Raw genomic sequence first — 18,922 nt, 5'->3', positions numbered from 1 at the left:
TCGCTGCCCTTCTGGCGAGCTGCTACCGAACGCTACTCGACTGGCCAGTCGGTAAGTTTGGGGTGACGAGCCTCCGCAACTCCTTCTTGAGCAGCTTCCCGGAGGCGTTGCGGGGCAGCGTCGGCACGACCTCGATCTCGTCAGGACACTTGAAGCTCGCGAGCCGCGCCCGGCAGAAGGCGCGGATGTCCTTCAGATCGGGCGTCGCCGCGCTCGGCACCAACACGAGGTAAGCCTTGGGCCGCTCACCCCAACGCTGGCTCGGGACCCCGATCACGGCCACCTCCGCCACGGCAGGGTGGTCGAGCAGGACGCTCTCCACCTCCGCGGGGAAGATGTTCTCGCCACCAGAGATGATCATGTCCTTGACGCGGTCGCAGAGATACAGATGGCCGTCAGGCCCGAAGTAGCCCATGTCGCCCGTCCGCAGCCACCCCCCGGGCATCAGCACCGCCGCCGTCTCCTCGGGCCGCCGCCAGTAACCGGCCATGACCTGGGCACTACGCACCCAGACCTCGCCCACCTCACCGACAGGCAACTCGGTGCCGTCGTGCAGTGCGCGGATCGACAGCTCGATGCCTCGGCGCGGACGCCCGCAGGAGCGCAGCAGATCAGGCTCGCCCTCGGCCGGCTCGGGCTGCCCGGCCGCCTCCCGATGCGCCTCCGGTCCCAGCTGGGTCATCGAGCTACAGCTCTCCGTCATCCCGTAGGCCTGGATGAAGTCCGCATCCAGGACCTCAAGAGCCTCCCGCAACTGAGTACGCGGTATCGGCGAGGCGCCGTACACGATGATCTCCAGCGCCCTGATGTCCAGGCGATCCCGGAGTTGCTGCTCAACGATGGAGGCCATCAGAGCGGGCACCAGGATGACGTGGGTGACGCCGTGCGCGGAGATCGACCGTAGGATCAGATCCGGCCGAGCCTCCTCGAGGAGCACCACGGTGGCACCCCGGGCGACCGAGACAAGGATCCAGCCAAGCCCGCCGATGTGGAAGGCCGGCAGCGGGCACAGCAGGACCGAGCCCGGCATCACCCGCCAGTCCTCGTGCGCGCCGCTGAGCAATGACCACATGTTGCGGTGACTGAGCAGGACCCCCTTGGGTCGTCCGGTGGTGCCGGAGGTGTAGAGCTGCACGCAGGCGTCGTCGAGGTCGGAGCTGCTCCGACCCGCGACCGGCACAGCTTCGCCCACCCACGTGTCGTAGTCGCGCCCGCGCGTCGACGCCATCTCGTTGCCCGTGGTCGAGGCCAACAGCACGATCGCGGGACCGTCGCGCGTCGGGTCGACGAGGCCGTCCGCGGACGGCACCTGCGGATCCACGACGACGAGCCTCGCCTCGGCGTCCTCGACGATGGCGCGAAGCTCCGCCGTCGCCAGGCGCCAGTTGAGCACCACCGGCACGGCGCCCAGCACGAGGGCGGCGAAGTAGACCTCGACCAGTTCGACCCGGTTGCGTGCGAGCACGGCCACCCGGTGTCCGGCGGCGACGCCGTCGGCCGCCATGGCGCCGGCGACCTGACGCGTGCGGGTGGCCAGTTGGGCGTACGTGAGGCTGCGTCCCCGCCACTGGACCGCCAGGTGGTCGGGGCGGTGCTCCGCGTTGTCGTCGAGCGCGGTCAGCAGGTCACCCGGACCGCGCGTCAGCCAGGTTGCCGGCATTGCCCATCTCCTCCTCGGCGGATCTCGCCTCGTCCCGTACCTGGACGAGCTTCCCGAGCGCGGTTCGGAACAGCTGAACGAAGCCACCGGGCATCAGGAACATCACGGCGATGATGGCGACGCCGAACACCATTCCGGACAGACCCTGGTTGACATCCGCGGCATACTGCGGCAGGAGGTGCACGATCGCCGCGCCGAAAAGCGCACCCCAGACCGAACCCAGGCCGCCCATGACGACACCCGCGAGTAGGAAGATCGACAGCATCACGCCTACCGACTGTGGCGCGATGAAGCCGATGGCGAGCACGTAGAAGGCACCACCGAGGCCGGCGAGCATACCGCTCGCGCCGAACAGGGCGGTCTTCCAGCGGGCGGTGTCGACGCCCTGACTGCGCGCGACGATCTCGTTCTGTTTGATGACGGCCAGGGCCAGCCCGCTGTAACCGCTGGTGATCCGCGATACCAGCCAGGTCACCAGCAGCATCGCCGCCAGGACGATGTAGTAGACGCTCGCGTCCTTGCCCAGTGGGCTGTCACGCAGCCAGTCAGGAGTCGGCACGATGACACCTTGGACCCCGCCGGTCAGCCCCTCGAAGCGCCGCAGCAGCGGCCCGGTCGACAACGCCAACGCCAGGGTGGCCAGCGCGAGGTACAGACCCCTCAGCCGCAGTGCAGGAAAGCCGAGCAGTAGGCCGGCCCCGCCCGAGAACAGGGCGACCGGAATGAGCGTCGCGAAGAAGTTCCAGCCGTGGTCGGCCATGAGTACCGCACTGGTGTATCCACCCACGGCGATGAAGAAGCTGTGTCCGAGCGAGACCTGCCCGCCGTAGCCGACCAGGAGGTTGAGCCCCAGCACGCCGATCGCCAGGGCGAGAATCAGGCTGACCTGGAACACGCTGAACGCCGTCATGAAGAACGGAATCGCCAGCGCGACCAGGAGCACGACGCTGACCGCCACGCGGGTGACATGGCGCGCCCGACGTGGACTGACGACGATCGGAAAGGCGCTCATACCCGCGCCACCTCCTTCGAACCGAGGAGTCCGGCCGGGCGCACCAGCAGGACGGCCAGGATGATGGCCAGGGCGAACACGATCGTGAGATCGGAGCCGATCCACGGGATGTAGGTGGCGGCGAGATTCTGGCCGACACCCACCAGCAGCCCGGCGATCACCGCGCCGATCGGACTGTCCCAGCCGCCCAGGGTTGCGGCGGCGAAGGAGTAGATGAGCACGCCGAACATCATGTGGGGTTCGAGGAAGAGCTTCGGAGCGATCAGAATCCCGGACATCGCCCCCATTCCCGCAGCCAACGCCCAGCCGAGACTGAGCACCGCGCCGATCGGGATGCCCACCAGCTGGCTGGAGGTGCCGTTGTCCACCACCGCGCGCATGGCCAGGCCCACCTTGCTGCGTTGAAACAGCAGAAAGAGCAGGAATGTTGCCGCGAGCACGATCGCCAGCGTCCCGAGGGTGGCGATCGAGGTCCGTACCGGCCCGATGTCGAGGGTTCCATCCGGGAGCAGGCTGGGGAACGGCCGGATCGTGTACGACCAGATCCAGCCCGCCAGGCTGTTGAATATCAGGAACAGGCCGAGTGTGACGATGATGATGGTCAGCTCGTCGCGCTTGCGGAACGGTCGGATCAGCACGCGCTCGATCCCGGCGCCGGCCGCCATCGACAGCACGACCGTGATCAGAAAGGCGAGCCAGATGTTCAGCCCGATCGCGGTCAGTTGCCAGGCGACGAAGGTGGAGAACATCGCCATCTCACCCTGGGCGAGGTTGATCACGCCGGTGGAGCGGAAAACGAGCACGAGCGCGACGGCCAGCGACGCGTAGATTGCTCCGTTGCCGATCCCGGACACTATCTGCTCTGCCAGTTGCTCCATGTCAGTACCCCAGGTAGGCGCGGCGGAGGTGCGCGTCGCCACGCAGCTCGTCGGATGTGGCGGCGGCGACGACCCGCCCGGTCTCCAGCACGTACGCGTGGTCGACGAAGGCGAGGGCCAGCTCGGCGTTCTGCTCCACGACCAGAATCCCGACGCCCGAATCGCCGTGGATCTCCCGGAGGATGGCGAACACATCCGCGGTCACCCTGGGGGCGAGGCCGAGCGACGGTTCGTCGAGCAGCAGCAGCCTCGGCCGCAGCATGAGCGCTCGGCCGATGGCGAGCATCTGCTGCTCCCCACCGCTGAGCGCGGCTGCCTTCTGCCGCCGCCGCTCCCGCAGCACCGGGAAGTAGCCGTACACCTTGTCGATGTCCTCGGCCACCTCACCGTCCTTGCGGGTGAAGGCGCCGACCGTCAGGTTCTCCTCGACCGTCAGCTGGCCGAACGTGCCCCGGCCCTCCGGCACGTGCGCCACGCCACGGGATACGATCTCCTGCGGTCGGCGACCTCGAATCTCCTCGCCGTTGAAGCGGATCGAGCCGGTGACGTCGATCAGTCCGCTGATCGCCCGGAGCAGAGTGGACTTCCCGGCCCCGTTCGCGCCGAGTACGGCGACCCGACCGGCGGGAGCGATGCGGACATTGAGGTCCCGCACGGCGTGGCGCCCCCCGTATCCGGCCGTCACGTCGCTGAGTTCGAGCAGAGTCATGACGTACCCCCGTCCCGGGCCGACGACTCGCCGAGGTAAGCCGACACGACGGCGTCGTCGCTACGAATCTCGGCCGGTGTCCCCTGCGCGAGCACCTGTCCGAAGTTCAGTACGACGATGTGGTCCGACAGATCCATCACCATGCGCATGTTGTGCTCGACCAGCAGGATGGTGAGCCGGTAGGTCCGCCGCAGCGTTCGGATGAGGTCGGACAACTCGTCGACCTCGGCCGCGGACAGCCCGTTCGCCGGTTCGTCGAGCATCAGCAGCGACGGCTCGGCGGCGATGGCACGAGCCAGCTCGATCCGCTTGAGTGTGCCGAACGGCAGGGCGTCCGGGCGCAGCGAGGCAACCTGGGCGAGCCCGAGGTCGCGGAGCACGATCTCGGTACGCTCCCGCGCCTCACGTTCACGCCGGGCGGTACGAGTGAACCCGATCCCGGCGCTGATCACGCCGTGTCGGCTGCGGGCGTTGGCGCCGAGCAGCACGTTCCCGCGCACGTCGAGCGCGGGAACCAGTCCCAGATTCTGGAACGTACGGGCGACGCCGAGCTGCGCGATCTGGTGTGCCGGCCGGGTCAGCAGATCGACGCCGTCGAACCGGACCGATCCGGTGTCGGCGCGATAGGCCCGCGTGATGACGTTGAACAGCGTCGTCTTGCCGGCACCGTTCGGTCCGATGAGCCCGACAACCTGGTCGCGGCCCACGGTGAAGCTGACGTCGTGCAGTGCACGCAAGCCGCCGAAACGGATACCGACGTCGCAGACCTCTAGCAGGATGTTCTTCCCCGCCTCGGGCTCGCTTCGTCGGGCGAGCAGCTGGTCGGTCATGTCTCTCCTTCGCCGTCGTGGTTGCGACCGGAAACAGGTTCGGGCGGTGCGGCCACCGGCTACCGGTGCGGCGCCCTGCGGCGCCACACCGGTCCCGGTCTACTGACCGGAAAGCTGTTCGACGGTGAGTTTCGGCGTGCGGCCCTGCAGATTGAGAGGCCCGCCGAGAGAGACCCACTTCTCCCCCTCGAACCTCATGAGTTGCAGGGATTCCACGGGAAATCGGTGGTCGGGAGTGGTGTTGATGCTGCTGCCCGGGATCAGCATCGGGTGCTGGATGTTGGACATGCTCAGGGCGGCGTCCATCAGCCCCTGGCGGGTGGGCTCCTCCATCAGTTTCAGCGCCTCCACCAGGGCGTAGAAGTGCATGAAACCGTGCACCGGCATGTTCTCGCTGAGGTTCTGCACGGATCCGTAGTTGGTCAGGATGTCCTTGTACTCGCGCATCCCCTCGTCGGCCTCCCACTGCGGATCGGCAGGGTCCTTGAAGTAGAGCGCAGTGATGACACCTTGGGCCTTGTCGAAGCCGGCCGGTTCGATCGTCGCCGAGATTGACGCGGATGGGCTGGGCAGCAGGGTGGTCTGCGGATCCCAGCTCGACTGGGCAAGGTTGACCAGTGCCTGTGCCGCGAACTTCGGCGTGGTGATCAGGTTGGCGACGGTGGCGTTGCTGGCGGCGAGGCGGGCCATCTGGGAGTCGACGCTCGCGTCGGCCGTCTCGTACGACTCCTTCGCCACGATCTTGATGTTCGAGTCGGACTGCTCGACAGCCCACTCGAATCCGGCGAGGAAGTCCTTGCCGTAGTCGTCGTTCTGGTACAGGATCGCCACGGTGGCGTCGGGGTCCGCCTGCTCAAGGTGCTGCACGAGGGCGGTCGACTCCAGCGAGTAGGCCGGCTGGAAGCCGACCGTCCACGGCCAGACGTCGGGTTGGGCTCCCCACTTCGTCGCACCGGTGGCGGCGAACAGGTGCGGCACCTCGGCGTTGTTCAGGTACTCCACGATCGCCGAGTTCGGCGGCGTGCCCACCACACCATTGATCGCAAAGACGTTGTCCGACTCCACGAGTCTGCGGACCTGCTCAAGTGACTTGCCGGGGTCGTACTGATCGTCGCGTGCCTCGACAACCAATTTGCGGGTCTTGCCGTCGGCGCTCTGGATACCGCCCTGGACCTCGTTGACGTACCTGACGTACGCCTCCGCGCCCTTGTACTGATCACCGTAGGCGGAGACGGGGCCGGAAAACGGGTAGGTGACGCCGATCTTGATTTCGGTGTCGGTGATACCGGGATCGGGGTAGGCCGACCCCGAGTCGCCGTTACCGCCGCTTACCGCCGAACCGGAGCAGGCGCTGAGCAACAAGGCGGCTGCGAGAGTGGCCGCGCCGGCCAGCCTGATCCGGACCGATCCACGCCGGTAGCGGCGGTGTTCCGTGAAGCGGGTCATCGTCTTCCTCCAGGTCAGGTCAACGTGCGGCGGCGGAGGTCGGGAGGGGGAACTGCATCTGCTTGAACGCGAAGTCGTACAGGTCGAAGAAGTCCTCAAGCTTGACGATCTTGTCGCCGTCGAAGGTGGCGATGCTGACGACATCGAGGAGGTAGCTGCGGCCACTCGGGGCGAGCTGGCGGCGTGGGCTGACCCGGAAGACCCCCGAGTGCGTCGCCCGCGCCTCGAACCGCATGACAACGGTGTCGCCCTCGGCCACGAACGGCTTGTACGTGAGGTTCTCGTCGGGGAATGCCTCGGTCAGGGTGAGCATGTACGAACGGATGGCGTCCTTGCCCCTGATCACGCGGCCGGGGCAGGTGTAGACGGCGTCGTCGCTGAAGTAGGAGAGGTAGCCTTCCAGGTCGTGTGCGTTCCAGGCGTCACACTGTGCGGTGGCCAGGGCCTTGAGGTCTGCCATTGCGGTCCTTCCGCTCGTCCTCGCCGCGCTACGAGTCGACTGACCAGTCGGTGGAACTATGTCGGATCGTAAATTCGCGGTTTCGGCGTCGTCAACGATCTGTGCGTGATCGACCGTCCTGACCTGGACGATCAGCGGCTGACGTAGGACTGTCGCCGCGTGGAGCGTGGTGTCTGCTAGTAGGGGCAGTGACGGGATCCCGGGGCTGGAATCGACCGTTCGGTCGGTTAGGGATCAGTCTCGGACTCCAGATTGCGACGCAGGACGCCGGTGAACCGCGCGGCGGTAGCGCCGTCGAGTACCCGATGGTCGAACGCCGAGGTGACGGTGAGCGACGGCCGTACCGCGATGGCACCGTCCACCGCGGTGACCACGTCACGAACGGCACCGGCGAAGACGATGCATGCCTGCGGCAGCGTGACCAGCGGAGTGCCGTGGTCGACGCCGTACATGCCGAGGTTCGACAGGGTGATCGTGCCGTCGTTGACGTCCGCCAGGCCGAGATCACCAGCCCGGGCCCGCTGCACCAGTTCACGCAGCCGCCTCGCACGACCACTGATCGTGTATTCCTGGGCCGACCGCAGGACCGGAACCTGCAGTCCCGAGGGCGTGTCCACGGCGATGGAGACGTTCACGTCGCCCCACATGACGACGTCGTCCCCCTCGAAACTCGCGTTCGCCTCCGGCACCTCCCCCACGCTGCGCACCAGGGCATCGAGGATCAGGTCGTTGAACCCGATCGGCAGTCCCGTACGCTCGCGCAACCCGTCGCGGCGGCGGCGCAGGGCGGTCGCGTCGACCTGGACACCCTGGCTGAACTGGGGAATCTCCGTCCAACTACGCGTCACCACGGACGCCATCCGTCGGGCGATCGGAGCCAGCGGCATCCGCTGGCGGATGCGCGGTGCACCCGGGCGGGCAGGGACGCTCGTGGATCGGGGCGGCGCAGCGGCAGGCGACGGCGCAGGGACAGGCGACGCAGGGACAGGCGGCGGAGCAGGGACCGGCGACGGGGCAGGGACAGGCGACGCAGACGGCTGCGCCGCGACGGATGCCGGGGCGTGCGACTCCACATCCCGCTCGGTGACCAGACCGTCCGGGCCCGTGCCCGGGACGTCGCTCAGGTCCACCTCCAGACGACGGGCCAGAGTCCGCGTGCGTGGCATCGCCCGGACCGGTCCGGTACGCGGGAGGCTTGTCTGCGGGGCATCGACCGGCGCCGACGGCGAGCCGGCCAGACCGGGCTCACCGGTGACCGGTGCCGACGCCCGCCCCGCGATGAGATCGTCGACAGCGGCTTCGGCCACGGTGTCCGGATCGGCGGGGTCGGCCGCCACGGCGATCAACGCGCCGACCGGCACCGTGCTGTTCGGTTCCACGAGTATCCGCAGCATTCGACCCGGCAGGCTCGCCTGCACGCTGGCCGTGACCTTCTCGGTCTCCACCTCGTAAAGGTCGTCGCCCGCCTCGAAGCTCTGCCCCGGCTCGACCAGCCACGCGACGAGCAGCCCCTCTTCCATGGTCTGCCCCAGCCGGGGCAGGAACAGCTTGTGCATCCTGTCCTCCGTTTCGTCAGCCCATGGCGCGACGGCAGGCCGCCACGAAGTCGTCGGTGGTCGGTATGGCCAACTGCTCCAGCTCCGCGCTCTGCGGCAGCGGAATGTCCTTGCCGCAGACCCTGGTCACCGGTGCCGCCAGGTACTCGATCGCGGCCTCGGCCACCAAGGCGGCAACCTCGTTGGCGGCTCCCCCGGCCGCGGGTGCCTCGCTACCGACGACCAGCCGTCCGGTACGGCGGACCGAGGCCAGGATCGTCTCGGTGTCCAGCGGGCGAACACCCCGCGGATCGATCACTTCCACCTCCACGCCCTCTGCCGCCAACTGCTCGGCGGCGGCCGTCGCCCGGTGCACCATGGAGGTCCACGCCACGACCGTGACGTCGCGGCCCGGGCGTACGGTGTTGGCCACCCCGATCGGCACCAGGTGCTCGCCGTCCGGCACCTCGCCCTTCAGGCCGTACAGCCCCTTGTGTTCGAGGAAGACGACGGGGTTGTCGGATCGGATCGCGCTCTTCAACAGGCCAAGGGCGTCGGCCGGGGTCGCCGGCGTCACCACGTGCAGGCCGGCGGCGGACAGCAGCAGACCTTCCGGGCACTGGGAATGCTCGGGCCCGGCGCCGTTGGCCGCGCCTTCCGGTGCCCGGATGACAAGCGGCACGGTGAACAGGCCGCCGTGCATGTACCGCCACTTGGCCGCCTTGTTGTACACCTCGTCCATCGCGACCTCGATGAAGTCCGCGTACTGAAGTTCGACGACCGGCCGGGTGCCGGTGAGTGCCGCTCCGACGCCACCACCGACGAGAAAGTTCTCCGAGATGGGCGTGTCGAAGACCCGGTGCTTGCCGTACTTGGCCTGTAGCCCCTTGGTGACGCCGAAGACGCCGCCGAAGGCACCGACATCCTGGCCCATCACGAAGACCGTGTCGTCGCGCTCCAGTTCCTCGTCGATGGCCCGGCGGATGGCCTTCGCGTAGCTCATGATCGGCATTTGTCAAGCTCCGTTCAGGCGTACACGTGCTGGAGGATGCGGGAGGGGCCGGGCTTCTCGCCGCGGAGCGCGACCGTGGCGGCTTCCTCGATCTCGGCCGCAACCTCGTCGTGCGTGGCCTGCAGCCACTCCCCGGTCGCATCACCGGCCTGGAGCATCCGTTCGGGGTACGTCGTCAGCGGGTCGCGCGCCTGCCAGGCGGCGAGTTCCTCCGCCGTGCGGTAGTTCGTCGGATCCCCCTCGTAGTGACCACGGAAGCGGTAGGTCATCGCCTCGATGAGGGTCGGGCCGGCACCGGCCCGGGCCCGGTCGACCGCGGCGGCGACGGCGGTGTAGACCGCGTCGGGGTCCATGCCGTCGACGACCTCACCTGGCATGCCGTAGGCGGCGGCACGGTCGGCGACCTGCGGCACGCTGAGCGCCTCGGCGGCCGGAACGGAGACGGCGTAGCCGTTGTTCTCGCACAGCCAGATCACCGGCAGTTTCCACAGCGCCGCCGCGTTGGCGGCCTCGTGGAAGGTGCCCCGGTTGGCGGCCCCGTCACCGAAGAAGCAGAGGACGACCTGGTCGGTGTTCCGGTGTCGGATACTGAGGCCGGCGCCGGCGGCGATGGGAAAGGAGCCGCCAAGGGTGCCGCTCTGGCCGAGCACTCCCACCTCGGGCCAGGCGATGTGCACGATTCCTGCGCCCAGACCGCCTGTGGTGCCCTGCGTGGTACCGAGGAAGTCGCCGAAGAGGCGGTCGATCGGTACCCCTTTGGTGATGGCATGCCCCATGCCGCGGTGGTCGTAGAGCAGGTAGTCGTCCTGGCGGAGGACCGCGGTCGCACCGACCGCGGTCGCCTCCTGACCGCGACCGGCGTGGTAGAAGCCGGAGGTACGGCCCTCCTCGATGAACCGCAACAGCCGGCCCTCCCAGAGGGCGACGCGCAGTATCTCCCGGTACAGGCGGCGACGCACATCACGCGTGACCATCGTGTCCTCCCTGTCGGCGGACCGTGCCGACCGACTGGTCGGTCGGTTGGCTGTTTCGTCGCACAGTAGGGATGGCCTGCCAGAGGTGTCAAGGGTCCTGTAGTCGCACCGCGCTACCATGGCACGACCTGCGGGTACTCGGCTCAGAACCAGCGGCGGGTCGACACACCCGACCAGTCGGTCTAGCCTGAGAGCCAGAGATCGAAGTCGGTAGGAGTGGCTGGTGAAGAGATCGGACAGCCGTACGCCCCCGGGCACCAGGGCGGCGTCGGCCAATCGACTGGCGCGGCGCCGCATGACCGCCGAGGAGCGCCGGCGCGAAATCCTGCACACCGCTGCCAACCTGTTCGACGACCGCGGTTATGCCAGCACGACCATGGACGACATCGCGGAGGTCGTCGGCGTGGCGAAGGCGACGCTCTACCACTACTTCCAGAGCAAGGACGAAATCCTGCACTGGATCCACGACGAGCTGATCGAGCTGTTGGTCTCCCGTCATCAGCGGCGACTCGGCGCCGGGCTCGGGCCCGACCAACTTCTCCTGGAGGTCATGGCCGACATCCTCGAACTGATGGAGACACACCGCGGACACGTGCGGGTGTTCTTCGAACACTTCCGTGAGTTGCCGGCATCAGCTCAGGACAACATCCGGGAGAAGCGCCAGCGTTATGACGACATGGTGCTCCAGGTGTTCACCGACGGGATCAGCAGCGGGGTGTTCCGCGACGTCGACGTCCGCCTCGCCTCCTTCGCCGCCTACGGCATGTGCAACTGGGCCTACCAGTGGTACGAGCCTCGTGGTGCGCTCCGGTCGCGCGAGGTCGCGTACCAGTTCTGGAGTTACCTGGTTCGCGGCCTGGCGCCGGACCAGAAAATTCCGGATCCCGCCAACCGCCGGACGCACGTATCGAATCCGCCGGCCGTCGCCCGCCTCGACGGTGATGCCGTGCCGAATCCGGCATGACAGCCCCGCCACGGCGGCCAGTCGCGAGGCCTCGCCGGTAGGCCGGCGAGAGCTGCTGGTGTCGGCGGAGCCAGTCAGTGCGGTGGCGACCGCTGGTTGACCGACACCGGCAGACTGCCGGCCGGTCATCGCATCAGGTGTGCGGTCGCGGCATCGTCGGCTGTCCGCACGCCGACCAGCCGCAGCGCGAACTCGCCGTACTGGTAGACGACCTGGTCCTCGGTCAGACCCCCACCCTCGCGGTACCACACGGAGGTGCCCATGCCGAGGTCCAGGATCGAGTAGGAGGCGAGCTTCGCCGACGACACCCTGAAGTGACCTGAACCGCGGCCCTCCTCGATGAGGTCGCGGAATGCGCGCTCGTACCGGGCCCGCTGATCAACCACGCCTTGGCGGTTGCGCTCGTCGAGGCTGGAGATCTCGCGGGTCCCGACGAACGCCTCCAGCCGGTGCCGGACGTGGAAGCGGACGTGGGACTCGGTGGCGCGACGCAGCCGCTCGGTCACGTCCGCACAGTCGGCTACCGCGGCGTGATGGTTGGCCAGGAGCCGATTCATCGTCGCGGTCATGATTCCAGCCAGGATCTCCTGCTTGGAACCGACGTGCTTGTACAGGCTGGGGCCCCGGATGCCGACGGCGTCGCCGATGTCGGCCATCGTGGTGGCGCGGTAACCGCGCTCGGCGAACAGGCGAAGGGCGGCCTCGAAGATCTGCGCGTCCCGCGTGCCCGCCATGCGGTCAACCTCCCTTAGGAATCGAGCGGCTAATGCTCATTATGGGATACAGGACACTACCTGAGCATGTCTCTTGACCACCAACCGAGGTCCTTGCTATCAAGAAGGCTAATCATCATTAGCCACCCGCGCTCCACGGGATCCGCCGCGACGTCAGGAGCCCCCTTGGCCATCACGCTGAACCACGAGCCCCACGTCGAGGAGTTGGCTCGACGGACCGCCACATTCGTCCGCGAGGTGGTGGTGCCAGAAGAGGAGCACCACGCCGACGCGCTCGCCGCCGACGGCGAGCGGTTGCGACTCCGGTTACAGGAGGCGGCCCGGCAGGCAGGGGTGTTCGCACCGCACGTACCCGCGCGGTACGGCGGTCACGGGCTCGACATGCGCAGCCGGGCCGTGGTCTTCGAGGAGGCCGGCTGGTCGTTGTACGGGCCCCTGGCGCTCAACATCGCCGCCCCCGACGAGGCCAACATGCACCTGCTCGACGCGATCGCCACCTTCGACCAGAAGGAGCGCTACCTCCGGCCGCTGGCGGCCGGCCAGGTGAGATCCTGTTTCGCCATGACCGAGCCGAGCCCGGGTGCCGGCTCGGACCCGTCGGCTCTCGCCACCAGGGCGACCAAGGTCTCCGGCGGCTGGCAGATCGACGGGCACAAGTGGTTCACGACCGGGGCCGACGGGGCGGCCTTTGCCATCTGCATGGCCCGCACCTCAGGCGAGCCGGGCGACCGCGACGGCGCCACGATGTTCCTCGTGGACGCCGACAACCCCGGCATCCGGGTCGGACGTCACCTCGACACCATCGACCAGAGCTTCGTCGGCGGCCACTGCGAGGTGGTCTTCGACGCATGTGTGGTACCCGACGAGGCCGTGCTGGGCGAGGTAGGTGCGGGCTACCGCTACGCGCAGGTACGCCTGGGTCCCGGCCGACTGTCCCACTGCATGCGCTGGCTCGGAATCGCCCGACGAGCCCACAGCATCGCACTGGGGTACGCGGCGCACCGGCGCCTCTTCGGATCCCGGCTGGGCGATCTCGGCATGGCACAGGGGATGATCGCCGACTCGGAGATCGACATCAGCGCCGCCCGCGCACTCATCATGCAGGGCTGTTGGGATCTGGACACCAACGGGCCATGGAAGCAGTCGACCTCGATCGCCAAGACCTTCACGGCGGAAGCGGTGTGGCGGGTGGTGGACCGATCGATGCAGATCTGCGGCGGGCTCGGCATGTCCGGCGATGTCCCGCTCAGCCGTTTCCTCCGTGAGGTACGGCCGTTCCGGATCTACGACGGCCCCTCGGAGGTACACCGATGGTCGATCGCACTCTCGGCACTACGCCGGGCCAGCTCGGACGGAGCGACCTCGGCGTGAGCAGCCAACCCAGAGGCCTCCCGCTGGAGGCATTGCAGCGGTACTTCACCGAGCACGTTCCCGAGGTGCGTGGCCCGGTCGAGGTCGAAATCCTGCACGGCGGCCGGTCCAATCTCACCTACCTGCTGACCGACGGGTACGCCCGGTGGGTGCTGCGTCGGCCTCCCCTCGGGGGACTCACACCGTCCGCGCACGACATGAGCCGCGAATACCGGGTCGTAGCCGCCCTGCACGGTACCGGCGTCCCCGTCGCCAGACCGGTGACGTTGTGCGAGGACGTCTCGGTCATCGGCGTGCCGTTCTCCGTCGTGGAGCACGTCGCGGGCCAGGTACTGCGGAGCCGAACGGATCTCAGCCGGCACGACGACGGTGATGTCGAACGATGCGCGTTCACGCTGATCGACGGCTTGGCACGGCTTCACGACCTGCCCTACCGGGACATCGGGTTGGCCGACTTCGGGCGCCCGCAAGGGTATCTGCGCCGGCAGGTGGACCGCTGGTACAGCCAGTGGCAGCGGGTGACCACCCGCGAGCTGACCGACATCGAGAAGCTGCGTGGCCAGCTCGCCGAGGATGGGCAGGCCGAAAGCGGCGCCTCGGTCGTCCACGGTGACTACCGCATCGACAACACCATCCTCGACGAGCAGGACATCGCGACGGTCAGAGCGGTCGTGGACTGGGAGATGGCAACCCTCGGTGACCCCCTGGCGGACCTCGGGTTACACCTGGTCTACCGGGATCCGGCGTTCGAGCCGGTGCTCGTGGGCTCGGCGGCCAGCGTGAGCGAACGCATGCCGTCAGTGCAGAGTCTGGCCGAACGATACGCTCGCGCTTCCGGTCGTGACCTGAGGCGGCTCGAGTACTACCTCGCCCTCGGCTATTTCAAAATCGCCGTCATCGCCGAGGGCATCCACGCCCGATACCGCAGCGGGCTCACGGTCGGAGACGGCTTCGAGACCGTGGGAGCGGCCGTACCCGAGTTGGTGGCCGGTGGTCTGCGTGCGCTGCAGGTCGGGAGGCCATCGTGACACCGACACCGCCGTCCCGTCCGGTGGCGCTGGTCACCGGTGCCACCGGTGGCATCGGACGCGCCATCTGCCAGCGCCTGGCCCACACGGGGCACGATCTGACGATCTGCGCCCGCAACGCCGAACGCCTGGCAGAAGTCGCCGACGCGCTGCGTCGCCATGACGTCCAGGTGCGGGTCGAGTCAGCCGACATGGCGGTGGAGGCCGACGTACTGCGCGTCGCCCACGCGCACGTGGCGGCCTACCACCGGCTGGACGCGTTGGTCCTGGCGGCTGGCGTCGGCACGGCCGGTCCGATCGAGACGGTCGGCCTGCGCCGCTTCGACAAGCAGGTCGCGGTCAACGTACGGGCCCCCTACACCCTGGTCCACGAGCTCATGCCGCTCATGCGCGCCACTGCTGCCCAGGACGCGAGGAACGGCGCCAAGATCATTGCGATCTCGTCCATCACCGGTGTGTACGCCGAGCCCGGCCTGGCCGCTTACGGAGCATCCAAAGCGGCACTCGGCGCGTTGTGCCGGTCGATCAATGTAGAAGCCTCTGACGCCGGAGTGACGGCCACCGCAGTCAGCCCGGGTTACGTCGACACGGACATGAGCGCCTGGGTCCACAACCGGATCCCGCCAGAGAAGATGATCACGGCAGGTGACGTGGCCGAACTGGTGATGAGCCTGACTCGCCTGTCCGCGCAGACCGTGGTGCCGGAGCTGGTCATCACCCGAGCCGGTGATCAACTTTACCGCGCCTAACTTGATTCAACCTGTGCGGCGTGGCCGGGGTTGGTCAGTGTCCACATCCCGGGGAACCTCAGCCCACTCCACTAAGCTTCCTGAGGAAGCAGCTGAAGAAGGGCGGCGAGCCCGACCGACTCCTGGTTACCAGAGGCCCGCCGCTCCGCTGATCACGAGCGGCGGGCACCGGTGTCATCCTGTGGTGCAGGACCTGATCTGAGGTCGGGCCCAGCTGTTGCCGTTCGACATGGTGGTGAAGCCGAACGTGTTTCCGCTGCCGTTTGACCGGACGGTCATGATGTTTCCGCTGGCGTGCCAGCTGAAGCTGCCGCTCCAGGTGGTCGAGACCTTCTGCGGCGCGGTGATGGCCACCACCACCGTCCAGGTGCTGGCCCCGCTGACCGTCACCGACGTGTTGTAGCGGTCGCCCATACCGGGGAGTGTGTCGATTTCCGTGTTGGGCCTGTGGTGTGATCGAGGTTGTTAGATGGCGATCCGGTCGCTGTAGGCGAGGATCAGGGCGTTGAGGGCTTTGGCCCAACCGTAGACCCGGCCGGTGATGCTCCCGCCACCTCGACGTTTCTGCTGAACGACGAGGTAGAGCACCTTCATCGCGGCCTGCTCGGTCGGGAAGTGCCCGCGCCGGCGGGCGGCTTGGCGGAACCGTGCGTTGAGGCTCTCGATGACGTTGGTGGTGTAGAGGACCTTGCGGACCTCGTGGTCGTAGTCCAAGAAGGGCACGAACTGCGGCCACGACTGGCGCCAGAGTTGAACCCGTCCAACCGGCGGACGTGCTTGGGCACGATCCGCGGCGTGAACGACCCGGCCCGGTCCCGCGGAACCTGGATCCGCACCGGCCCGACCTCGGCCTGCACCGTCTTCGCCCCGTGCCCGTTACGAACGTTGGTTCGCCGGCCGGTCGCCTCGTCGACACCTGCTTCGTCGAGGTGAACGTCCAGGGCAGGCAACAGTCAATGCCCATTCGTATATTTAGCGCCGTGACCACGAACGTTCACGGTGGGTGGATGCCGTATCCGGCGTCGAGGTAGGTGGAGGCGAGCAGGTGCCGGATCTGGTGGGGTCCGATGGGGCGGACTCCGGCGCGGGTGGCGAGGTGGTTGAAGCGGCTGGTGACGTTGTCGGGTCGCAGGGGTTGGCCGGTGCGGCCGGTGAACATGTACCGCGAACCAGCGTTCTTTCGTGGCGGTGAGGGTCGTGAGGGTCGCCGGGTCGAGAATGAGGGTTCGGGTGCTGTTGTGGGACTTGGGTGGCTTGTCGCGGACTCGGCTGGCCGGGTCTTCGACGACGCGTTGCCGGCGGACGGTGAGGGTGGCCAGGTCCGGTTCCAGATCGCGCCACTGCAGGCCGCACAGTTCGCCGCGTCGTAGGCCGGTGACCAGCAGCAGCCGCCACAGCGGGTAGAGCCGGTCATGGTGGACGTGGTCGAGGAAGCGGCGCGCTTCGGTGAGGGTCCAGACAGGCCGCAGGGTGTCGCTTTCGCGTGGCCGGTGCGCGCCGAGGGTCAAGCCGGTCTGTTCGCCGTATGCCTTGGTCAGCACGAGGTCGAGGGTGCGCAGGGTGGTGCGGGAGTAGCCGGCCGCTTCCAGGTGGCGGTAGGCGCGCTCGGTCATCCGGGCGCTGAGCCGCGAGCCTCGCACGGTGCCCAGGTAGGGGTAGATCAGGCTGAGCAGCCACGTGTAGTTGTAGACAGTGTTCGGCTGTAGTTCCTGCTCACGGGCACGAAGCCAGTCCTGGCAGAGGGTTTCAACGGTGTCGGTAAGCCTCGGACGGACCGTTCGCGCGTCACGTTGGCGGCTGAGCCGACGGTACTCGGCCAATGCCGTCTTCTCCGTCACGAACCCCGTCCGACGGGCCTGCATCCGCGCCCCGTTACGGTCACGTCCCATCTCCAACCGGAACCCGTACAACCCGGTGACCGGATCCCGAACGATCACACCACCATCTACCACGACGACCTCCTCACCGCCTGGCAATCACCTCCAGCACTGGAGGCCCACCCCAGCCATGGGAACCCCGCCACCCGCAGACACAACGGACCGGCTGCCCGCCGCAGATCACAAACGGCCGCCCACTCGATGCGGGGTGGATCGTGACCGGCGGCGTAAGCACCGACGTCACCCTACGGACATCCGTGTCGAAGGCGTGTCAGGATCATCCACAAGGGACGATGTCGAAACCTGAGGCAAGCCCTTCCGGGCCGCGGTGCCCAAGACGCAGGAAGCCTCCGAGCCACATGGCAGAGAACAAGGTCGTTACGCCTGCTCAAGGGGCCTGCACCGTCATCGCGATCTCTATCCGCACTCCGCCGCACAGGGTGCCGTCGAGCCACGCGCACTCGTCGCCCGAATGCAGGCAGGACGGCGATCGACCTCAGACCGTACGTTCGTACGGGCAGAATCAAGTGTCAAAACCCGATCAACACATCCATAGGCATAAGAGGGTGTTTGAGAAGTTCTCGTGATGGGTGGCGTGTCGCGCCGTCGGTTAGCGGCCGTTGGTCCATAGTGGCTCGATGTCGCGTCAGCGTCGCTACCCCTCGGACCTGACCGACGCCCAATGGGCGCTGGTCGAGCCGCTGCTGCCACCACCGAGAACCGGTGGCCGGCCGGAGAAACATCCACGCCGCGACGTGGTGAACGCGATCCTGTACGTGGTGCGGACCGGCTGCTCGTGGCGGCAACTGCCGGTCGACTTCCCGCCGTGGCAGACGGTGTACTGGTACTTCACCCGCTGGGAGGAAGACGATGTCACCGAGCGGATCCTCGTCGCGCTGCGCCGAAGGGTCCGCGCCGCCCAAGGCCGCGCCGCCGAACCCACGGCAGGCATCATCGACTCCCAGAGCGTCAAAGGCGCCGACACCGTCGGCCGGGACACCCGTGGCTACGACGCGGGCAAGAAGGTCAACGGCCGCAAACGGTTCATCGTCACCGACACCCTGGGTCTGCTCCTAGTCGTGTGCGTGATGGCCGCGAGCGTGCAGGACCGCGACGGAGCGAAGACGACTCTGCTGTCGGCGTACCTGTTCACCCCGGTCCGGTTCGTCTACGCCGACGCCGGCTTCGCCGGAACCCTGGTCGACTGGTGCCAACGCATCCTGCGCACCACCCTGGAAATCGTACGCAAGGCCCCAGGCCAGAAAGGATTCGCCGTAATCGCCCGCCGATGGGTCGTCGAGCGCAGCCTTGCCTGGCTGACCGGCCACCGCAGACTGGCCCGCGACTACGAACGCCACCCCGCCACCTCCGAAGCCATGATCCGCTGGGCCGCCATCAACGGCATGCTCCGCCGCCTCACCCGCGGCCGACCCGCACGCCGTCAACGAGCCTGGACCCTCGACAACCTCAAAGCCTGACCCTTCTCAAACACGCTCTAAGTGAAAAAGGCCAGCCGAGCTGGCCTTTTTAAAGTCGGGACGGCCGGATTCGAACCGACGACCCCTTGACCCCCAGAGAACCAGCAGGACTGCCGGGGTCTGCCGAACGGTACCGGCTCCTGCCGGACATGCAGGTCAACGGGCAGGTGGCGGTCCGGGACAGGTCGGGCTCTATCGAGCCCTC

General features: G+C 67.7%; 19 protein-coding genes and 2 pseudogenes. 6 read left to right on the top strand and 15 right to left on the bottom strand.

The features are described 5' to 3' along the window. Nucleotides 1-22: 22 nt before the first annotated feature. The 10 genes from O7601_RS18050 to O7601_RS18005 all read right to left on the bottom strand — a co-directional run bounded on the left by O7601_RS18050 (nucleotide 23) and on the right by O7601_RS18005 (nucleotide 10,516). Nucleotides 23-1,660, bottom strand: a complete 1,638-nt coding sequence (locus O7601_RS18050) for a long-chain-fatty-acid--CoA ligase (protein ID WP_281562274.1) — start codon at nucleotides 1,658-1,660, stop codon at nucleotides 23-25. Next, complete coding sequence (locus O7601_RS18045) at nucleotides 1,626-2,672, bottom strand: branched-chain amino acid ABC transporter permease (protein WP_281562273.1); 1,047 nt, start codon at nucleotides 2,670-2,672, stop codon at nucleotides 1,626-1,628. Before O7601_RS18045 ends, O7601_RS18050 begins: the two co-directional genes overlap by 35 nt. Further along, nucleotides 2,669-3,592 carry a branched-chain amino acid ABC transporter permease gene (locus O7601_RS18040; protein ID WP_281562272.1) on the bottom strand — a complete coding sequence of 308 codons (924 nt, stop codon included), beginning with the start codon at nucleotides 3,590-3,592 and terminating at the stop codon, nucleotides 2,669-2,671. The genes O7601_RS18045 and O7601_RS18040 overlap by 4 nt, the downstream gene beginning before the upstream one ends. Beyond that, nucleotides 3,552-4,259 carry an ABC transporter ATP-binding protein gene (locus tag O7601_RS18035; RefSeq protein ID WP_281562271.1) on the bottom strand — a complete coding sequence of 236 codons (708 nt, stop codon included), beginning with the start codon at nucleotides 4,257-4,259 and terminating at the stop codon, nucleotides 3,552-3,554. The genes O7601_RS18040 and O7601_RS18035 overlap by 41 nt, the downstream gene beginning before the upstream one ends. After that, nucleotides 4,256-5,089, bottom strand: coding sequence for an ABC transporter ATP-binding protein (locus O7601_RS18030; protein WP_281562270.1), 834 nt, complete (start codon nucleotides 5,087-5,089; stop codon nucleotides 4,256-4,258). Before O7601_RS18030 ends, O7601_RS18035 begins: the two co-directional genes overlap by 4 nt. A 99-nt stretch (nucleotides 5,090-5,188) precedes the next feature. Continuing rightward, nucleotides 5,189-6,535 carry an ABC transporter substrate-binding protein gene (locus O7601_RS18025; protein WP_269740870.1) on the bottom strand — a complete coding sequence of 449 codons (1,347 nt, stop codon included), beginning with the start codon at nucleotides 6,533-6,535 and terminating at the stop codon, nucleotides 5,189-5,191. 19 nt (nucleotides 6,536-6,554) lie between these two features. Continuing rightward, nucleotides 6,555-6,995: a nuclear transport factor 2 family protein gene (locus O7601_RS18020; RefSeq protein WP_269740869.1), complete on the bottom strand. Its 441-nt coding sequence runs from the start codon at nucleotides 6,993-6,995 to the stop codon at nucleotides 6,555-6,557. Nucleotides 6,996-7,222: 227 nt separating this feature from the next. Further along, a complete protein-coding gene (locus tag O7601_RS18015) occupies nucleotides 7,223-8,551 on the bottom strand; it encodes a dihydrolipoamide acetyltransferase family protein (RefSeq protein ID WP_281562269.1) in 1,329 nt (442 codons plus the stop codon). A 16-nt stretch (nucleotides 8,552-8,567) separates the two neighbouring features. Then, nucleotides 8,568-9,542 (bottom strand): alpha-ketoacid dehydrogenase subunit beta, encoded by a 975-nt coding sequence (locus tag O7601_RS18010; protein WP_269740867.1) that lies wholly within the window; start codon nucleotides 9,540-9,542, stop codon nucleotides 8,568-8,570. Nucleotides 9,543-9,556: 14 nt separating this feature from the next. Beyond that, nucleotides 9,557-10,516, bottom strand: a complete 960-nt coding sequence (locus O7601_RS18005) for a thiamine pyrophosphate-dependent dehydrogenase E1 component subunit alpha (protein WP_281562268.1) — start codon at nucleotides 10,514-10,516, stop codon at nucleotides 9,557-9,559. A 223-nt stretch (nucleotides 10,517-10,739) separates the two neighbouring features. Here O7601_RS18005 and O7601_RS18000 point away from each other — a divergent pair, with 223 nt between their 5' ends. After that, entirely contained in the window at nucleotides 10,740-11,480 is a 741-nt protein-coding gene (locus tag O7601_RS18000) for a TetR/AcrR family transcriptional regulator (RefSeq protein ID WP_281562267.1), read from the top strand. 125 nt (nucleotides 11,481-11,605) lie between these two features. On the opposite strand, the gene O7601_RS17995 is transcribed toward O7601_RS18000, so the two are convergent. Beyond that, on the bottom strand, nucleotides 11,606-12,214 hold the full coding sequence (locus tag O7601_RS17995; protein WP_281562266.1) for a TetR/AcrR family transcriptional regulator: 609 nt from the start codon (nucleotides 12,212-12,214) through the stop codon (nucleotides 11,606-11,608). A gap of 165 nt (nucleotides 12,215-12,379) precedes the next feature. Between O7601_RS17995 and O7601_RS17990 the strand changes: the two genes are divergently transcribed. From O7601_RS17990 to O7601_RS17975, 4 genes are all read left to right on the top strand, one after another. Next, entirely contained in the window at nucleotides 12,380-13,585 is a 1,206-nt protein-coding gene (locus O7601_RS17990; RefSeq protein WP_281562265.1) for an acyl-CoA dehydrogenase family protein, read from the top strand. Continuing rightward, a complete protein-coding gene (locus tag O7601_RS17985) occupies nucleotides 13,582-14,613 on the top strand; it encodes a phosphotransferase family protein (protein WP_281562264.1) in 1,032 nt (343 codons plus the stop codon). Before O7601_RS17990 ends, O7601_RS17985 begins: the two co-directional genes overlap by 4 nt. Next, a complete protein-coding gene (locus O7601_RS17980) occupies nucleotides 14,610-15,362 on the top strand; it encodes an SDR family oxidoreductase (RefSeq protein ID WP_281562263.1) in 753 nt (250 codons plus the stop codon). Before O7601_RS17985 ends, O7601_RS17980 begins: the two co-directional genes overlap by 4 nt. Before the next feature lie 217 nt (nucleotides 15,363-15,579). Then, nucleotides 15,580-15,765, top strand: a complete 186-nt coding sequence (locus O7601_RS17975; protein ID WP_281562262.1) for a hypothetical protein — start codon at nucleotides 15,580-15,582, stop codon at nucleotides 15,763-15,765. A gap of 62 nt (nucleotides 15,766-15,827) precedes the next feature. Here O7601_RS17975 and O7601_RS17970 read toward each other — a convergent pair whose 3' ends face one another. From O7601_RS17970 to O7601_RS17955, 4 genes and pseudogenes are all read right to left on the bottom strand, one after another. Continuing rightward, the gene (locus O7601_RS17970) at nucleotides 15,828-15,956 is read right to left on the bottom strand and encodes a hypothetical protein (RefSeq protein ID WP_281562261.1); all 129 of its coding nucleotides are present in this window, start codon (nucleotides 15,954-15,956) and stop codon (nucleotides 15,828-15,830) included. Next, nucleotides 15,930-16,118 (bottom strand): annotated as a pseudogene (locus O7601_RS17965) (transposase); the annotation flags it as partial. The gene O7601_RS17970 and the pseudogene O7601_RS17965, both read right to left, overlap by 27 nt. Nucleotides 16,119-16,180: 62 nt before the next feature. Continuing rightward, nucleotides 16,181-16,312: pseudogene (locus O7601_RS17960) on the bottom strand (IS256 family transposase); the annotation flags it as partial. Nucleotides 16,313-16,315: 3 nt separating this feature from the next. Then, nucleotides 16,316-17,314, bottom strand: a complete 999-nt coding sequence (locus O7601_RS17955; RefSeq protein ID WP_281562260.1) for a site-specific integrase — start codon at nucleotides 17,312-17,314, stop codon at nucleotides 16,316-16,318. Between the two features lie 563 nt (nucleotides 17,315-17,877). Here O7601_RS17955 and O7601_RS17950 point away from each other — a divergent pair. Next, nucleotides 17,878-18,717 (top strand): IS5 family transposase, encoded by an 840-nt coding sequence (locus O7601_RS17950; RefSeq protein ID WP_281562259.1) that lies wholly within the window; start codon nucleotides 17,878-17,880, stop codon nucleotides 18,715-18,717. Nucleotides 18,718-18,922: the final 205 nt, after the last annotated feature.

Origin of the sequence: Verrucosispora sp. WMMD573, from assembly GCF_027497175.1 — a bacterium.
In the GTDB taxonomy this organism is placed as follows: domain Bacteria; phylum Actinomycetota; class Actinomycetes; order Mycobacteriales; family Micromonosporaceae; genus Micromonospora.
This window is presented reverse-complemented; position numbering and strand designations above follow the sequence as displayed.